Source organism: Saccharopolyspora indica (genome assembly GCF_027853965.1).
Lineage (GTDB): Bacteria > Actinomycetota > Actinomycetes > Mycobacteriales > Pseudonocardiaceae > Saccharopolyspora > Saccharopolyspora indica.
This window is the reverse complement of sequence record NZ_JAQGLB010000001.1, coordinates 295,762-311,546: the sequence shown is the minus strand read 5'-3', so window position 1 is coordinate 311,546 and position 15,785 is coordinate 295,762. Positions and strand designations below refer to the sequence as shown.

The following is a 15,785-nucleotide window of genomic DNA, read 5'->3' as shown; positions in this document are numbered from 1 at the left end:
CGGTTCCGCTAGCCTCGCGCGGTGAACTCGTCGATACTCGCCATGGCAGAACTGGCCACGCCGATGGCCATCCGGGTGGCCGCGACGCTCGGACTGGTGGAACGCGCGGGCGGGGCGGGCGCGACCGCCGAGCAGCTCGCCGCCGGGACCGGGACTTCCGCACCCGCGCTGCGGTTGATGCTCGACCACCTGGTCTCCGCCGGGGTCTTCGAGCTCGAAGCGGACCGCTACCGGCCGACCGAGCTCGGCGGGCAGATGAGCGAGGACGCGCCGGAGGGCGTCAAGCCGCTGCTCGACATCAACAGCGCCGGCGGGCGCGCCGAACTCGCCTTCGCCGAACTGCTCGGGACGATCACGACCGGCGCACCCGCCTACCAGCACCGGTACGGCCGCGACTTCTGGGCCGACCTCGACGCCCACCCGCACTTGCGCCGCTCGTTCGACGCCCAGATGTCCTGGCGGTTCGAGACCCAGGCCGCGCAGATCGCCGAACGCTTCGACTGGAGCCGCTTCGCCCGCGTCCTCGACGTCGGCGGCGGTGACGGGAACCTGCTCGCGGCGATCCTGCGCGCCCACCCCGCCGTCCGCGGCCAGGTCCTGGATCTGGCGCCGACCGCCGCCGCGGCGGCCGACCGGTTCGCCGCAGCCGGTCTCGGCGACCGGGCCGACGCCGTCCCGGGCAGCTTCTTCGACCCGCTGCCCGCGGGTGCCGACGCCTACGTCCTGTCCGACATCCTGCACGACTGGGACGACGAGCGGGCCCGGGAGATCCTCTCCAGGTGCCGCCGGGCCGCGGCTCCGGACGCGACCGTGGTGGTGATCGAGCCGGTGCTCGGACCGAGCACGAGCACCGCGATCAACCTGTTCATGCTGATGTGCTTCGGCGGCCGGGAGCGCACGGTCGGCGAACTGACCGCGCTGGCAGCCGAAACCGGCCTCGAGCTCCAGGGCACGACCGAGGTCTCGGGCGAACGCACCGCCCTGGAGTTCCGCAGCGCGCCGCGACCGGCGGGAACTCGCTGACGCACCGGTCTCCGGGGCGGTCCGGCCTGCGGCAGCGGCATGTCAGCGGCCGTGTCAGCGCGGTGGCCGTCCGGTGTCAGCACGGCAGGCGAACGTGGTTCCAGCGACCGGGCAACCGATCGCACCCACCACCAGCGCCCCGCCAGCGGGACCGCCCGAACGGAGAGCACGATGCAGAACTTCGACACCCCCGCCCCGATCTCCGCCGTCCTGGACGTCCCCGCGGGACGCGTCCGGCTCATCGCCGCGGACCGGGCCGACACCGCGGTCGAGGTCCTGCCCGCGAACACCGCGAGGAGCCGCGACGTGAAGGCGGCGGAGCAGACCGCGGTCGAGTACGGCGACGGCGTGCTGCGGATCGAGACCCCGGTGCGGAACCAGGTCCTCGGCCCTTCCGGGGCCGTCGAGGTGACGGTCCAGCTGCCCGCCGGATCGCAGGTCGAGGCGAAGGCCGCCGCCGCCGAACTGCACACCGCGGGGCGGCTCGGCGACGTCGCCTTCGACGGCGCGCACGGCGCGATCGCGCTCGAGGAGGTCGCGAGCCTCCGACTCACCGCGCACGCCGGTGACGTCTCGGTCGGCCGCCTGAACGGCCCTGCGCAGATCAGCACCCAGCAGGGCGACATCCGCATCGCCGAGGCCGTGCGCGGCGCGGTCGTGCTGCGCACCGAATCCGGCTCCATCTCCGTCGGCGCCGCCCGCGGAGTCTCGGCCAGCCTGGACGCCGGCACCTCCTGCGGCCGGATCCGCAACGCGCTCAAGAACTCCGACGGCGCCGCCGCCCAGCTCGACATCCGCGCGACCACGTCCTACGGCGACATCACCGCCCACAGCCTCCCCGGCAACGCGGTCGACCAGTCCGACCGCCCGGAGCTGCAGCGAGCCGTCCAGGCGCTCGTCGACGCCGGTTTCGCCAGCGCCGAGATGCGCGTGCACGACGAGCGGGGCGACTGGGCAGGCAGCGCCGGGGTGAGCGAGCTCGGCGGGACCGCCAAGCCACCGGCCAACGGGCAGGTCTGGGCGGGCAGCGTCATCAAGACCTTCACCGCGACGCTGGTGCTCCAGCTGGTGGCCGAGGGCGAGATCGAGCTCGACAGCCCGGTGGCCGGTCACCTGCCCGAGCTCGGGCTGGACGAGCGGATCACGGTGCGGATGCTGCTGCAGCACACCAGCGGCCTGTACAACTACACCGGCGAGCTCGACGCCGACGGGACGTTCGTGATGGGGCTGCCCTCGCAGGGCAAGGCGTGGGTGGACAACCGGTTCCACACCTACAAGCCCGAAGAACTGGTGCGGTTCGCGCTGTCCAAGCCCGCGCGGTTCGAACCGGGGACCGGCCAGAGCTACTCCAACACCAACTACACGCTCGCCCTGCTGCTGGTCGAGAAGCTCACCGGCCGCTCCTACGCCGAGGAGGCGCAGCGGCGGATCCTGGAGCCGCTCGGGTTGTCGGACACCGCGGTGTCGGCCACCTCGCCCGACCTCCCCGGGCCGCACGCCCGCGGCTACTACCGCTACCAGGACGCCGGCGAGTGGAAGGTGGTCGACGTCAGCCGCCAGAACCCCTCGCTGCTGGCCGGTGCCGGTGACCTGATCACGACCGCCGGGGATCTCAGCACCTTCATCTCGGCGCTGCTGCGCGGCGAGCTCCTGCCCGCTCCGCTGCTGGCCGAGATGCTCGCTCCGCACGGCGAGCTCGGCCTCGGCCTCGGCCTCTGGGTGCAGGACCTGGGCCCGGACCACGGCACCATCGTGCACCACAACGGCGGCGCCCCGGGCGGCTACGGCGCGCTGATGATCAGCACGCCCGACGGGGCCAAGACCCTGACCGCCTCGCTGACCACCGGGGAAGCGGACCCGGCGGCGGTGTTCCCCACGGCGCTGGACGGGCTCATCAAGGCGGTGTTCTGCGACGGGCAGGCTCAGCCGGAGGACTGAGCACTCGGGAGGAAGAAGCCCGTGGAGGCCGTCTCCACGGGCTTCTGCCGCCCCGCGGCCGGCAGGCGGATCTGGGACGATCCCGCTCGGGAGGGAGTCGACATGCGGTTGTCCGTTCTGGACACTTCGCCGATCGTGCAGGGGTCGACGGCGCGGCAGGCCTTGCACAACAGCGTCGACCTGGCCCGGTTCGCCGATTCGCTCGGGTACCACCGGTACTGGGTTCCCGAGCACCACGGCATGCGGGGCGTCGCCAGCTCCGCTCCCGCCGTGCTGGTGGCCCGGATCGCCGACGCCACCGACCGCATCCGGGTCGGGTCCGGCGGAGTCCTGCTGCCCAACCACGCACCGCTGATCGTCGCCGAGCAGTTCGGGACGCTGGAGGCGCTGCACCCGGGGCGGATCGATCTCGGGCTCGGCCGCGCCGCCGGAGGTCCGCCGCAGGCCGTCGCCGCGGTTCGCGGCGCGCAGACCTCCGCGCCCTTCGGCGAGCGGTTGCACGAGCTGCTCGGCTACTTCGAACCAGCGGCGGGGGCCGTCACCGCGGTGCCCGCAGCCGGAAACCGGCCGCAGGTGTGGGTTCTCGGTTCGAGCACCGCCAGCGCCGAACTCGCGGGCGCGACCGGCCTGCCCTACGCCTTCGCCCACCACCTCAACCCGGGCGGGCTGGACGCCGTCCGGCGCTACCGGGACTCGTTCCGGCCTTCGCCGGTGGCGTCGGAACCGCAGGTGCTCGTCAGCGCGTCCGTCATCGCCGCGGACACCGACGAGCACGCCGAATGGCTCGCCGGGTCAACGCGTTCGAAGGTGCTCAGCCGCCTGCGCGGCAACCGGATCCTCCTGCCCAGCCCGCAGGACGCCGCCGCTCATCCCCGCACCACCGCCGACCGGGAGGAGCTCGCAGCGCGCCGCCACGAGGTCGTGGTCGGCTCGCCCGCCACCGTGCGCGGCGAGCTCGACGCCGTGCTCACCGCCACCGGCGCGGACGAGATCATGGTGACCACCCCGGTGTACGACCACGTCGAACGGCGCCGCTCCTACGAGCTGCTGAGCGCGTTCATCGACTAGGCGCACCGACCGCGCCGGGTGGGCACTATGGTGAGCCGATGGCGTCTGTGAAGCAGGTCCAGATCACGTTCGACTGCGCGGAACCCGAGCGTGTCGCCCGGTTCTGGTGCGAGGTGCTGGGCTACGTCGCCCCACCGCCACCGGAGGGTTTCGCCACCTGGGACGACTTCAACCTCTCGCTGCCGGCCGAGGAGCGGGATTCCTGGTTCGCCTGCTCGGATCCCACCGGTGCGGGCCCGCGGCTGTACTTCCAGCGCGTTCCCGAGGGCAAGGTCGTCAAGAACCGGGTGCACGTCGACGTGCGGGCCGGTATCGGGCTCGTGGGCGAAGAGCGCCTCGCCGTGCTCGAAGCCGAATGCGCGCGACTGGTCGCGCTCGGCGCGACCCGCGTGCGGCTGCTGCCCGCCGACGAGGGGAACGAGTCCTGCATCGTGATGCAGGACGTCGAGGGCAACGAGTTCTGCCTGGACTGAACGAGGTCTGCGGCCGACCGCCGCTAGCGGGTTCCGCCGTGGAGCAGGCAGACCGGGCTCGGGGTCGGGAACGGTTCTCCCACCGGGGACAGCGCGCCGCTGTCCGGGTCGACCTGGAAGGCCGTGATCGTGTTCGAGTACTGGTTGCTCGCGTGCATCCACCGGCCGTCCGGGGTGATGGCGATGTGCCGGGGCCACCGGCCGCCGCACGGGACGGTGTCCACCAGGCGAAGCCGTTCCCCCGCCGCTTCCACGGCGAACCGGGCGATGCTGTCGTGCCCCCGGTTGGAGACGTAGACGAACCGGCCGTCGGCCGAGATCAGGATCTCCGCGGGGAAGTTGTCCGGCGCTCCCGGCGGAACGGTGGAGATCACCTGCCCGGGGGTCACCTGCGCGCCGTCGTGGGCACAGACCGTCACGGTGGAGTCGAGCTCGTTCGCCACGTAGAGGAACGGGGCTCGCGGGTGGAAGACGAGGTGCCGCGGTCCCGCGCCGGGCGCCAACCGCGCTTCACCCAGCGTTTCGAGCTTTCCGGTGCCGGTGTTCAGGCCGTGCACGTGGATGGTGTCGGTGCCGAGGTCGGGCACCAGCACGTGGCGGCCGTCCGGGGCGATCGCGACCATGTGCGCGTGCGGTCCCTCCTGGCGGCCGGGCACCGGCCCGCTTCCCTCGTACTGCACCAGATCGGTCTGCGGGCCGAGCGCGCCGTCGGGCAGGATCGGGAAGACCGCGGTGCTGCCGCTGCCGTAGTTGGCCACGATCAGGTGCTGCCCGCCGGGGAAGATCGCCAGGTGCGTGGGCATCACCGCGTGAGCGGGCTGGCTGCCCAGCACGGTGAGCCCGCCGTCCGGGCCGACCGACAGCGCCGTCACCCTGCCCTCGTCGATGTCGTTGACCGCGTACACCCGGGTGCCGTCGGCGTTGCCGATCAGGAAGGCCGGACTGTCCACACCGGGCACCGAGCCGGTGCCGGTCAGCTCGCCGTCCGCGAGGTTCAGCTCGGCCAGCTCGATGGCGGGGCTGAAGTTGCCGCTGTAGACCGCGAGCGCGCGCGGGGCTCCAGCGGTGGCTTCCCGCACCGGCAGGGCCGCGCCCGCGCCGACCGCGGCCATTCCGAGTCCTACCAGCCGGAGGAACCCGGCCCGGTCGATCTCCCGGGCACCGTTCATCGTGATCACCGCTTCCCGCGTCGCAGCAGCCGCCACCAACGATCACCTCCGCCGCGGCGGCGGACAAGACGGCGCTCGGCGCGAACGCGTACGGCGATTCGGCGCACCGATCCCCCTGTCGCGGCAGGGGATTGCTCCTCGTTGCGCAGTCGTGCGGGCTGTGATCAACCGCGCACCGCGGGTGACCGGATGGGGCTGGCGCTCAACGTGGAGCTGCGCCGGCTGGGCATTGACCGATGAACGCGGTCAACGCGTCCACGACTGCGCCGGGCTGCTCGTCCGGAATGAAGTGCCCGGCGTGCGGGATGACCACGCCTGTCGCGTTGTTCGCCCAGGGGCCGATGGAAGCGGCCATGTCGGGGATCGAGCCGTGGGAGCTGGAGATTCCCAGGACCGGGACGGTCAAGTGCTGTCGTCCAAGAGCGTCGTGGTTCTTGCGCGCCGATTCCGCGGCATCGCGGTAGTAGGCGAGAGACGCTCGGAGACCGCCCTCGGCCGCGATGGCGGCGGCGTAGTGGTCGATCTCGGCACTGCCGAACGTGTCCGGGTACAGCGCTTTGGCCTTCAAGAACCAGTCGACGTAGTCACGCTCGCGACCGGCGAGCAGCGTCTCGGGAAGGTCGGGCACCAGGTGGAACGCGAAGTGCCAGGTCTTCCAGGCCCGGTCGGGGTCCGTCGGGATGGCCTCCGGGAGGGTGATCCCGGGAATGCCGGCGTCGAGCAGAGCGACACCGTGCAGCCGCTCTTCGTGCTCCAGGGCCAGCGAGAAGGCGACCCAGGCCCCGATGTCGTGGGCGACGAGCCAGTACTTCGGCACGTCGAGCGCGGTCACCGCGGCCTGGACTCGCGAAGCGACGGTGTGCGTGTCGTAGCTGTCGTGGGGGCGGTCGGAGTGGCCCTGCCCCGGCAGGTCGATCGCGATCACGTGGAAGTGCTCGGCGAGGCCCGGCATCGCTTTGCGCCAAGCCCACCAGGTCTGCGGGAAGCCGGCGAGCAGGACGACGGCAGGGCCGGTCGGCCGACCGCCTTCCACGGCATGAAGCCGGACGCCTTCCGCGTCGACCCAGCGGTGGGTGAATCCCGCGAGGTCGGGCAGCGGCAACCCGGAGATCGAGCTCTGGTCGCAAGGGCGGTTCGCGGTGGTCGCGGCATCGGTCATGTCTCGAGCCTACGCATCTTGAACTGATTAGTTCAAGATATGCTGGGCGGGGCACAACGGCTTGACCCGAGAACGAGGTGCGTGCGCGATGGCCGGGAAGAAGCAGTTCGACGTGGACGTCGTGCTCGATGCGGCGATGGTCCAGTTCTGGCGAGCCGGGTACGCCGACACCTCTCTCGACGACCTCTCCAGGGCGACCGGGTTGAACCGCAGCTCCATCTACTCCTCGCTCGGCGACAAGGAATCGCTCTACCTGCGCTGCCTGGACCGCTACACCACGCGCTACGGGGCCAAGTACGACCAGGCCCTCTCACGTGCGCCCGACGAGCCGCTGCGGGCGGTGCGGGAGTTCTTCGACGTCACGCTGCAGCGCATCGCCGACCCGGACCTGCCGGACGGATGTTTGGTCGCCCAGACCGCGATGGCGATACCGGCGCTGAGCCCCGGCATCGCCGCACGCGCGATCGAAGCACTGGGACTCCAGCGCGCGCGGCTGCGAACGGCCCTGAACGCCGCGAAGCTGGCCGACAGCGATGCCGACGACTTCGCCGTTCACATCGCGGCGGTCAACCAGTCGCTGGCCGTGATGAGCAGAGCCAAGGCGAGCCAGGAACAGCTCCGCGCGACGGTCGAGATCAGCATGAGCGCGCTCTCACAGGCATTGCACGCCGGAGCTAGGCCCTGAGCCCGAGGTGGCACTTCCTCCAGTGCTTTCACACCCCAGGAGCCTTGAGGGGATTCACGGCCGTCGCCTTGAAAAACGCGTAGTGGAAGGTCCCGCCCGCCCCGGTCGTCCGGTGGAGGTCCGCGGTGCCCCGGCGCCAGGCGTCCGGGGTGGTGAGCCCGGCGGCCAGCGCGTCGGCCCCGATGGATTCGATCATGGCGATGAAGGTGTTGCGGGTGAAGTCCTCGACCAGCTCCGGCCGGTTCTGATCCGCGTAGACCGGCCGCGGCTGAACGGTGATCCCGGCGTACCCGGCATCGGCGAGCAGAGGCTGCAACTTCCGGCCGATGAGCGCGTCGCCACCGGCGGTGGACTGCAGTTGGACCTGGCAGTCGATCGCGGCGCGAGCGGCGGCGCTGTCGGGGTGGAACAGCGCCGATCCGTGGTCGCCCTCGATCGCGGTGACAGTGCCCCCGGGCCGCAGGAAGCGACGCAGTTCCACCAGAGCCCGCTGGGGATCGCGCAGGTGCTCCAGGACGAAGCAGACGAAGAGGTGGTCGAAGGAGGACTCGGGGAAGGGCAGGTCGAACAGGTCGCCGCACAGCCACTCCACCGCCGCCCCTGGCGAGGTCGCAGCCACGCGAGAACGGGCCTGCGCCAAGGACTCCTCGTTGACGTCCACTGCGACGATACGAGCTCCGGGACTACCGGCCACCAGGTGCGCGGTCTGCGCGCCGATCCCGCAGCCGACCTCCAGCACCCGGCTCCCCGCGGGGTACGCGGTGCCTTCGTGCAGCAGCGCCGCCAGCGCGTTGGCCTGGTCGCCCAGCCGACGGGCCTCCAGCTCCGAGTAGCCGTGCACGTAGTCGATCGTCATCACGCTTCGCCCTTTCCCGCGGACCGCTCCCTCCGGCACCACCCACCCTCGCGCCACAATGGTCCGGTGCCCAGGTCCAATGACGACGCTTCGCACAGGTCCAAAAGTCCGGGTGCGGACTTCCTGCAGCTGCACGCGGACGACGCACCGGTGGGCGGGCTGTCCGACTGGCTGGCCCGCCGGCTCCGGCTCGCCATCGCCGACGGCCGGCTGCCGGTGGGCAGCAGGCTGCCCGCCACCCGGACGCTGGCCGCCGAACTGCGCGTCTCCCGCGGAGTCGTCACCGAGGCGTACCGGCGGCTGAGCGAAGACGGTCACGTCGACGGTCGCGGTCGCAACGGGACGGTCGTCGTCGCCGCTCCCGCATCGGCGTCCCGGCCACCGGCTCCCGGCGCGACCCCGTCCGCGAACGCGTTGTTCACCGCCGCCCCCGGTGCCGACGTCTTCGATTCCCTGCGGGCAGCACCGGCGCGGATCGACCTGTCACCGGGCACGCCCGACCTGGCGGCCTTCCCCCGGGCAGCCTGGTTGCGCGCGGAACGCACCGCGCTCGGCGAGCTCGCGGCTTCCGGCTTCGGATACGGAGATCCCCGCGGCACGCCAGCGCTGCGCGCGGCGGTGGCCACCTGGGTGGCCCGCACTCGTGGAATCTCGGTGGATCCCGACGAAGTTCTCATCGTCGCCGGCACCGCCCAAGCCCTCACCCTGACCGCGCAGGTGCTCCACGACTCGGGAATCCGCGACGTGGCGGTGGAGGATCCCGGATCGCTCGGGGCTCGCCAGCACCTGCGCAGCCGACAGGTGAGAACCCCGCCGACAGCGGTCGACGCCGACGGTCTGCGCATCGATCACCTGCACGCCTCGGGTGCTCCCGCGGTGCTGCTGACACCCGCGCACCAGTTCCCCACCGGCGTGGTGCTCAGCGGCGAGAGGCGCCGCGAGCTCATGCGGTGGGCCGCTGGTGGCGGATTGATCGTCGAGGACGACTACGACGCCGAGCACCGCTACGACCGACCGCCGGTGCCCGCCCTCCGCTCGATGCTCGCCGAAGAGGTCATCTACGCCGGAAGCATCTCCAAGCTCCTGGCTCCGGCGCTGAGAATCGGCTGGGTCCTCGCGCCCCGGCGCCATCGGGACGACCTCGTGGCCGCGAAGCGGTACGCGGACCTGGGCAACGCGGCGCTACCGCAGCTCACCTTGGCGCGGCTGATGGAATCGGGCGACCTGGAACGCCACCTGCGCCACCTCCGCCCCCGTCACCGGCGACGCCGGGACACCATGATCGGGGCGATCAACGCCCACCTGCCGGGCGCGGTCATCCACGGTGCCGCCGCCGGGCTGCACCTGCTGATCACGTTCAACGCGGGGTTCACCGACACCGAGCTCGCCAGTGCCGCGCTCGAGGCGGGGGTGAAGGTCCAGCCGCTGTCCTGGCACCGCCAGCACCCGCACGAGCCGGGGCTCGTTCTCGGCTACGCCGCCAGGACGGCGACCGAGATCGATGAGGGGATCGCCGCCATCGGCGAGGCCGTGCGCCGCCTGTAGTCAGCTCGGGTCGCCGAGCGCTTCGCGGAGGTACGGCGCGGTGCGACCGGTCCCGGCATTCGCCACCTCCGCCGGGGTTCCGGCGGCCACCACCGCGCCGCCCTCGTCACCGCCGCCGGGGCCGAGGTCGATCACGTGATCGGCCGCCGCGGCGACGGACATGTCGTGCTCGATCACCACCACCGTGTTGCCCGCGTCGACCAGGGCGTGCAGCAGGCGCATCAGCACCTCCACGTCGGCGGGGTGCAGGCCGGTGGTGGGTTCGTCGAGCACGAAGAGGGTCCGGCCGCGGCGGGTTCGCTGCAGCTCCGATGCCAGCTTGATCCGCTGGGCCTCGCCGCCGGAGAGCTCGGTCGCCGGCTGGCCGAGGGTGAGGTAGGACAGCCCCACGTCGCGGAGGGTGTCCAGGCTGCGGGCCACCGCGGGCACGTCGGCGAAGAAGTCGCGGGCCTCCTCGACGGTCATCGCGAGCACGTCGGCGATCGACCTGCCCCGGTAGTGGATCTCGAGGGTTTCCGGGTTGTACCGGGCGCCGCGGCAGACCGGGCAGGGCGCGTAGCTGTTGGGCAGGAACAGCAGTTTGGCAGCCACCGCGCCCTCGCCCTGGCAGGTGTCGCACCGCCCGCCGTCGACGTTGAACGAGAACCGGCCCGCCGAGTACTTCCGCTCGCGGGCCTCGGCGGTGGCGGCGAACAGCTTGCGCACCCCGTCGAACAGGCCGGTGTAGGTCGCCAGGTTCGACCGCGGGGTGCGCCCGATCGGCCGCTGGTCGACCTCCACCAGCCGCTTGACCGCCTCCAGCCCGGTGATCTCGCGAACGTGGCGCGCCACGAGCTCTTCCGGTTCGTCCTCGTCGTCCGGGCGGGTGGCGCCGAGGTGGTCCCGGACCGCCGCGGCCAGAACGCCGGTGACCAGCGTCGTCTTGCCCGAGCCGGAAACCCCGGTGACCGCGGTGAAAACGCCGAGCGGGAAGTCCACATCGGTCTCGACCAGGTTGTGCAGGCTCACGCCGCGCAGCTCGATCCGCCCGGTCGGGACGCGGTGGCGGCCGACCGGGGCCGGTGGGTCGAGCAGGTGGGTGCGGGTGACCGATTCCGCGGCGTCGGCCAGCCCGGCCAGCGGCCCGCTGTGCAGCACCCGCCCGCCGTGCTCGCCGGCGCCGGGGCCGACGTCGATCAGCCAGTCGGCGTGCCGGATCACCTCCGGCTCGTGCTCGACGACGACCAGCGAGTTCCCGGCCTCCCGGATCCGGTCGAGCACCCGCAGCAGCGCCCGGGTGTCGTCGGGGTGCAGCCCGGCCGACGGTTCGTCGAGCACGTAGACCACGCCGAAGAGCGTGGAGCGCAGCGTCGCGGCCAGGCGCAGCCGCTGCAGCTCACCGGCCGAGAGCGTCGGGGTGGTGCGATCCATCGGGAGGTAGCCGAGGCCGAGCTCGGTCAGCGCCTCGATGCGGGCCAGCAGGTCCGCGACGATCACGCGCGCGACCTCACCGTCCTGCTCGGGTCGCAGCTTGGCCGCCAGCACGCTGAGCGGGAGGGCGGCGAGCTCGGCGACGTCGGCACCGGCGAAGGTCACCGCCAGCGCCTCCGGCCGCAGCTTCGAACCACCGCAGGCCGGGCACGGCAGCACTTCGGCGTGCTGCAGCGCGCGGTTGCGCAGCGCCGTGCTCTGGGTGGTCGCCAGCGTGTGCAGGACGTAGCGGCGGGCGCTCTGGTAGGTGCCCTGGTAGGGGCGCTGGATGCGGCCCGCCTCGCGCTGGGGGTGCACGGTGACCACGGGCTGCTCGTCGGTGAACAGGATCCACTCGCGCTCGGCCTGCGGCAGCTCGCGCCACGGCCGGTCCACGTCGTAGCCGAGCGTGGCCAGGATGTCGCGGTAGTTCTTGCCCTGCCAGGCGCCCGGCCAGGCGGCGATCGCCTTCTCCCGGATGGACAGGCCGGGATCGGGCACCAGCGAGTTCTCGCTGACCTCGTGGATCCGCCCGAGGCCGTGGCAGGCCGGGCACGCGCCCGCCGGGGTGTTCGGCGAGAAGGAGTCCGAGTCCAGCCGTTCAGCGCCCTCCGGGTAAGTGCCCGCGCGGGAGAACAGCAGCCGCAGCGAGTTCGACAGCGCCGTCACGGTGCCGACCGTGGAGCGGGCCTGCACGGCGCCGCGGGCCTGCTGGAAGGCGACGGCGGGCGGCAGCCCGGTGATCTCCCTGGCGTCCGGTGCGCCCGCCTGGTCGATGAGCCGCCGGGCGTAGGGCGCGACCGATTCGAGGTAGCGGGCCTGGGCCTCGGCGTAGACGGTGCCGAACGCCAGCGACGACTTGCCGGACCCCGAGACGCCGGTGACGGCGACCAGCGCATCGCGCGGGAAGTCGACGTCGACCTCGCGCAGGTTGTGCACCCGGACCCCGCGCAGGCGGACCATGGAGTTCTCGTGGTCTGGCACTACCGGGTCCTCACAAGTCGAACGGCATCGCGGCGCGACACACGCTACTGGAGCCGGACCCGATCTCCGCAGCAAGGCAGCCCGCAGCCCCGCTGCACGCGGAGCGGAGCGCGCGCACCGTCGAAACCGCCCGCGACGTGCACGTGGTCGTCGTGTCCGGGGCGGTGGCGCCCGCCGCCTCAGTCCACCCGGCCGCGCTTGTCCCGGTACATCGCCCGGTCCGCGTGCGCCAGCGCGTCGCTGGGGTGCTGACCAGGTGCGATGCGGTGGTAGCCGAGGCTGGCGGTGATCCGCACCGGCGCCTTCACCCCGTTCAGGGCGACCGGTTGCGCCACCGCGTCGGCCAGGCGCTGCACGAGCGATTCGGGGTCCGGCGGGGGCGGGATGAGGAGGATCACGAACTCGTCGCCGCCGATGCGCGCCACCGTGTCGTCGTCGCGCACGCAGCGGCGCAACCGGTGCGCGGTGATGCGCAGGAGCTCGTCGCCCGCGCGGTGCCCGAGCTCGTCGTTGACCGCCTTGAAGTCGTTCAGGTCGACGTAGATCAGCCCGCGCTCCTCGTACCGGGGGCTCGACAGCGCTTCGTCGAACAGGTCGGCCAGCTGCACCCGGTTGGCGACGCCGGTGAGCGGGTCGCGCAGGATCGCCCGGGCCAGCCGCTGGTGGGACCGGTAGAGCGCCAGCAGGCTGCTGATGTGGCGGAGCACGACCAGCGCGATGATCACGCTGAGCACGTAGATGACGTCGGGGTACGGGCTGCCGCCCGCCACGTTGATCACGACCATGCCCAGCACCACGGCCAGCGGGACGTAGGGCACGGCCAGCAGCGCCAGCGAGATGCTGCGGCGCCGGATCACGGGCTGCAGGGAGGGCCCGAGCGCCGCGGGGATCAGCAGGAGCATGCCTGCCAGGTGGCCGAGTTCGGCGGCGTCGGGTATCGCCGCGTCGGTGATCGTGCTGTAGGCGTAGGTGAAGTCGCCGGCTCCGATGGCGCACAGGCCGAGCACCAGCCAGACCTGCCGGGACCGCGACATGCTGCGCAAGCCGATGGCCATCAGCAGCGCGAGCACGATCAGCACGACATCGCCGACCGTGTAGGAGACCCGCACCAGCACCGCCGCGGCAGAGCCGTCGGGGCCCGGGTCCAGTGCGTGGACCTCGCGAGCGACCGCGATGATCGAGGCCACCACGATGAGGCCGTCGAGCAGCAGCACCCGCGGCGGCTCGGTGGTCTCGTAGCTCCGGAGCGTGGCGTGATCGGCGCGGGCGATCACCAGCAGCGCGGCGAACACACCGACGGGCAGCGCCAGGTAGAGGACGCTGGCGGCGCCGGGCACGGCGACCGGCCCGCCGTTCGCAGCGCGGTGCCACGTCCACATCGCGTGCGCCGCGGCCCAGCCGCCGAGTCCCGCGGCCATCAGCAGCCGCCAGTTCCGCTCCGGCCCGGTGTGCGACCAGCCGGTCCCCGCGCAGGCGGCGGTGGCCGCGATCGCGCCGACCACGGCCGCCAGGTCGTCGGCGAACCTGGCGGCCGGGTTCGAGCAGGTCAGAACCACGACCGTGGCGGCCACCGCGAGGACCGCGAGTCCCGTCACCACCAGCCACCGCGACGGCCGCGCGGGCGCGCGCACTTGGCCACTGTGGCACACCGCCCGCGCCCACGCCGTCCGGATCTGCTCGACTACAACGCTATGACCTGCATAAACACCGTCAGACGATGCGGAAGTGCTGGTTGTCCTGGCCGTTGCAGGAGAACTGCACGATCGGCGTCAGATCGGCGCTCGACGCGCCCCGCACGTCGAAGCACTTGCCCGAGACGGTGCGGATCTCCACCAGTCCGGGGCCGACGCCGGCGATCCTGAACGCCTGGTTGTCCTGGCCGTTGCAGGAGAACTGCACGATCGGCGCGAGATCGGCGCTCGACGCGCCGCGGACGTCCAGGCACTTGTCCGCGAAGGTCCGGATCTCCACCAGGTCGGGGCCCACCGGGACGATGGTGAACCGCTGGTTGGGCTGGTCGTTGCAGCTGAACTGGATGAGCGCCACGTCATCGGCCGTGCTGCTGGCGCTCACGTCCGCGCACTTGCCCGCGAACGTGCGGATCTCGACCTCGTCCTGCTGCGCGGCCGCGACGCCCGCGGTCGCCGCGAGCACTGCGGGGACCACCGGGAGCGCGCGAAGCCATGTCGTCAACGGAGCCATGATCGACCTTCCTTCCAGCCGAGGCTGAGCCTCGTTCCGCCCGGACGCACTGAGCTTCCGCTGAGCACAGGTACCGCACCCGCCGATCTTCACGCGACGGTGCGGTGAAATTCCGGGCACCGGAGCGGACTTCGCGTCACGACCGGGTGCACACCGAACCGGCCCCACCGGGCCGATCATCCACAGTGGACAAATTGAAGATCCTTTGCCGCGCAACGGGATTCGCCACACCAGCCACTGCCGCCGCACACTCTCGGCACACGATCGACCACACGTCGCGATTAGTCCGTTCGGAGTAATGCGATTACTCCCCGCATTGGGCAGTATCTCCGCACACCCGACTAACCCCAGCTCACGGCGCACTCCCCCGGCGCCGGGCTGGACCTGGAAGGAGAGAACGTGCCCCGAGGTTCTCTGCGCCGCGGAATTCTCGCGTCAGCGGCGATGCTTTTCGGACTGGCGCTCGCCACACCGGTCGCCGGCGCCACGGCCACCCCGCTCATCATCGGAGGTACCCAGCCGACTCAGGAGTACGGTTTCGTCGCGTCCATGCAGTCCACCGACGGCGAGCACCACTGCGGCGCCTCGCTGATCGACGAGCAGTGGCTGGTCACCGCCGCGCACTGCGTGGACGGGAAGAAGCCGGGCGATGTCCGGTACCGGATCGGCACGACCGATCGCACCAGCGGCGGCGAGCTCGTCGAACCGGACGAGTTCGTGACCCACCCGCAGTCGAAGCAGCAGCAGGCCGGCTACGACATCGCCCTGGTCCACCTGTCGAAGCCCGCCCAGGCCGAACCGGTCGAGATCGCGAGCTCGGCACCGCAGACCGGCACCGAGCTGCACCTGCTCGGCTGGGGGCAGACGTGCGCGACACCCAAGTGCGGCGAACCGCCGGTGCAGCTGAAGGAGCTCACGACCACCACGACCGAGCCGGCGAACTGCACCGGATCGGACAACCCCTTCGACTCCTCGCGCGAGCTGTGCATCGACAACCAGGAGGGCAAGGCCAGCGCCTGCTACGGCGACTCCGGTGGCCCCGCCGTGGTGCGCAACGGCAGCGGCTACGCGCTCGTCGGCGCGACCAGCCGCGGGCAGGCCGAGAACTGCACGGAGAAGCCGGGCATCTACACCAGCGTCGTGGCCCACGCCGACTGGATCAGCCAGACCACCGGCGGCGACCGCAGCCGGTGAACCGGGCGGGCGGGGCCGTGGATCCGTTCCACGGCCCCGC

At 72.0% G+C, this 15,785-nt stretch carries 13 protein-coding genes; 7 read left to right on the top strand and 6 right to left on the bottom strand.

Annotated features, from left to right (window positions below):
- Positions 1-21: 21 nt before the first annotated feature.
- The 4 genes from OU416_RS01455 (at position 22) to OU416_RS01440 (ending at position 4,502) form a co-directional block, all read left to right on the top strand.
- Positions 22-1,023: a methyltransferase gene (locus OU416_RS01455; RefSeq protein ID WP_270924939.1), complete on the top strand. Its 1,002-nt coding sequence runs from the start codon at positions 22-24 to the stop codon at positions 1,021-1,023.
- A gap of 171 nt (positions 1,024-1,194) precedes the next feature.
- Positions 1,195-2,961 (top strand): serine hydrolase, encoded by a 1,767-nt coding sequence (locus tag OU416_RS01450; RefSeq protein ID WP_270924938.1) that lies wholly within the window; start codon positions 1,195-1,197, stop codon positions 2,959-2,961.
- Between the two features lie 102 nt (positions 2,962-3,063).
- Positions 3,064-4,029, top strand: a complete 966-nt coding sequence (locus OU416_RS01445) for an LLM class flavin-dependent oxidoreductase (RefSeq protein WP_270924937.1) — start codon at positions 3,064-3,066, stop codon at positions 4,027-4,029.
- Positions 4,030-4,067: 38 nt separating this feature from the next.
- Positions 4,068-4,502, top strand: a complete 435-nt coding sequence (locus OU416_RS01440) for a VOC family protein (protein ID WP_270924936.1) — start codon at positions 4,068-4,070, stop codon at positions 4,500-4,502.
- 23 nt (positions 4,503-4,525) lie between these two features.
- Here OU416_RS01440 and OU416_RS01435 read toward each other — a convergent pair whose 3' ends face one another.
- Positions 4,526-5,707, bottom strand: a complete 1,182-nt coding sequence (locus OU416_RS01435; protein WP_270924935.1) for a lactonase family protein — start codon at positions 5,705-5,707, stop codon at positions 4,526-4,528.
- 166 nt (positions 5,708-5,873) lie between these two features.
- The gene (locus OU416_RS01430; protein ID WP_270924934.1) at positions 5,874-6,830 is read right to left on the bottom strand and encodes an alpha/beta fold hydrolase; all 957 of its coding nucleotides are present in this window, start codon (positions 6,828-6,830) and stop codon (positions 5,874-5,876) included.
- Between the two features lie 88 nt (positions 6,831-6,918).
- Here OU416_RS01430 and OU416_RS01425 point away from each other — a divergent pair, with 88 nt between their 5' ends.
- Positions 6,919-7,515, top strand: a complete 597-nt coding sequence (locus OU416_RS01425) for a TetR/AcrR family transcriptional regulator (RefSeq protein ID WP_270924933.1) — start codon at positions 6,919-6,921, stop codon at positions 7,513-7,515.
- Positions 7,516-7,543: 28 nt separating this feature from the next.
- On the opposite strand, the gene OU416_RS01420 is transcribed toward OU416_RS01425, so the two are convergent.
- A complete protein-coding gene (locus OU416_RS01420; protein ID WP_270924932.1) occupies positions 7,544-8,371 on the bottom strand; it encodes a methyltransferase domain-containing protein in 828 nt (275 codons plus the stop codon).
- Between the two features lie 66 nt (positions 8,372-8,437).
- Here OU416_RS01420 and pdxR point away from each other — a divergent pair, with 66 nt between their 5' ends.
- Positions 8,438-9,916: a MocR-like pyridoxine biosynthesis transcription factor PdxR gene (pdxR, locus tag OU416_RS01415; protein ID WP_270924931.1), complete on the top strand. Its 1,479-nt coding sequence runs from the start codon at positions 8,438-8,440 to the stop codon at positions 9,914-9,916.
- On the opposite strand, the gene uvrA is transcribed toward pdxR, so the two are convergent.
- The 3 genes from uvrA to OU416_RS01400 all read right to left on the bottom strand — a co-directional run bounded on the left by uvrA (position 9,917) and on the right by OU416_RS01400 (position 14,542).
- Positions 9,917-12,349 carry an excinuclease ABC subunit UvrA gene (gene uvrA, locus OU416_RS01410; RefSeq protein WP_270924930.1) on the bottom strand — a complete coding sequence of 811 codons (2,433 nt, stop codon included), beginning with the start codon at positions 12,347-12,349 and terminating at the stop codon, positions 9,917-9,919.
- Positions 12,350-12,528: 179 nt separating this feature from the next.
- Positions 12,529-13,980, bottom strand: a complete 1,452-nt coding sequence (locus tag OU416_RS01405) for a GGDEF domain-containing protein (protein ID WP_270924929.1) — start codon at positions 13,978-13,980, stop codon at positions 12,529-12,531.
- Positions 13,981-14,059: 79 nt separating this feature from the next.
- Positions 14,060-14,542 carry an RICIN domain-containing protein gene (locus tag OU416_RS01400; protein ID WP_270924928.1) on the bottom strand — a complete coding sequence of 161 codons (483 nt, stop codon included), beginning with the start codon at positions 14,540-14,542 and terminating at the stop codon, positions 14,060-14,062.
- A 453-nt stretch (positions 14,543-14,995) separates the two neighbouring features.
- Between OU416_RS01400 and OU416_RS01395 the strand changes: the two genes are divergently transcribed.
- Positions 14,996-15,745, top strand: coding sequence for a S1 family peptidase (locus tag OU416_RS01395; RefSeq protein ID WP_270924927.1), 750 nt, complete (start codon positions 14,996-14,998; stop codon positions 15,743-15,745).
- The last annotated feature ends 40 nt before the right edge of the window (positions 15,746-15,785 follow it).

Coding starts and splice junctions, on each gene's coding strand:
- OU416_RS01440 (WP_270924936.1), top strand. CDS start 4,068: ATGGCGTCTGTGAAGCAGGTCCAGATCACGTTCGACTGCGCGGAACCC.
- OU416_RS01420 (WP_270924932.1), bottom strand. CDS start 8,371: ATGACGATCGACTACGTGCACGGCTACTCGGAGCTGGAGGCCCGTCGG.
- OU416_RS01450 (WP_270924938.1), top strand. CDS start 1,195: ATGCAGAACTTCGACACCCCCGCCCCGATCTCCGCCGTCCTGGACGTC.
- OU416_RS01445 (WP_270924937.1), top strand. CDS start 3,064: ATGCGGTTGTCCGTTCTGGACACTTCGCCGATCGTGCAGGGGTCGACG.
- OU416_RS01395 (WP_270924927.1), top strand. CDS start 14,996: ATGCTTTTCGGACTGGCGCTCGCCACACCGGTCGCCGGCGCCACGGCC.
- OU416_RS01425 (WP_270924933.1), top strand. CDS start 6,919: ATGGCCGGGAAGAAGCAGTTCGACGTGGACGTCGTGCTCGATGCGGCG.
- OU416_RS01430 (WP_270924934.1), bottom strand. CDS start 6,830: ATGACCGATGCCGCGACCACCGCGAACCGCCCTTGCGACCAGAGCTCG.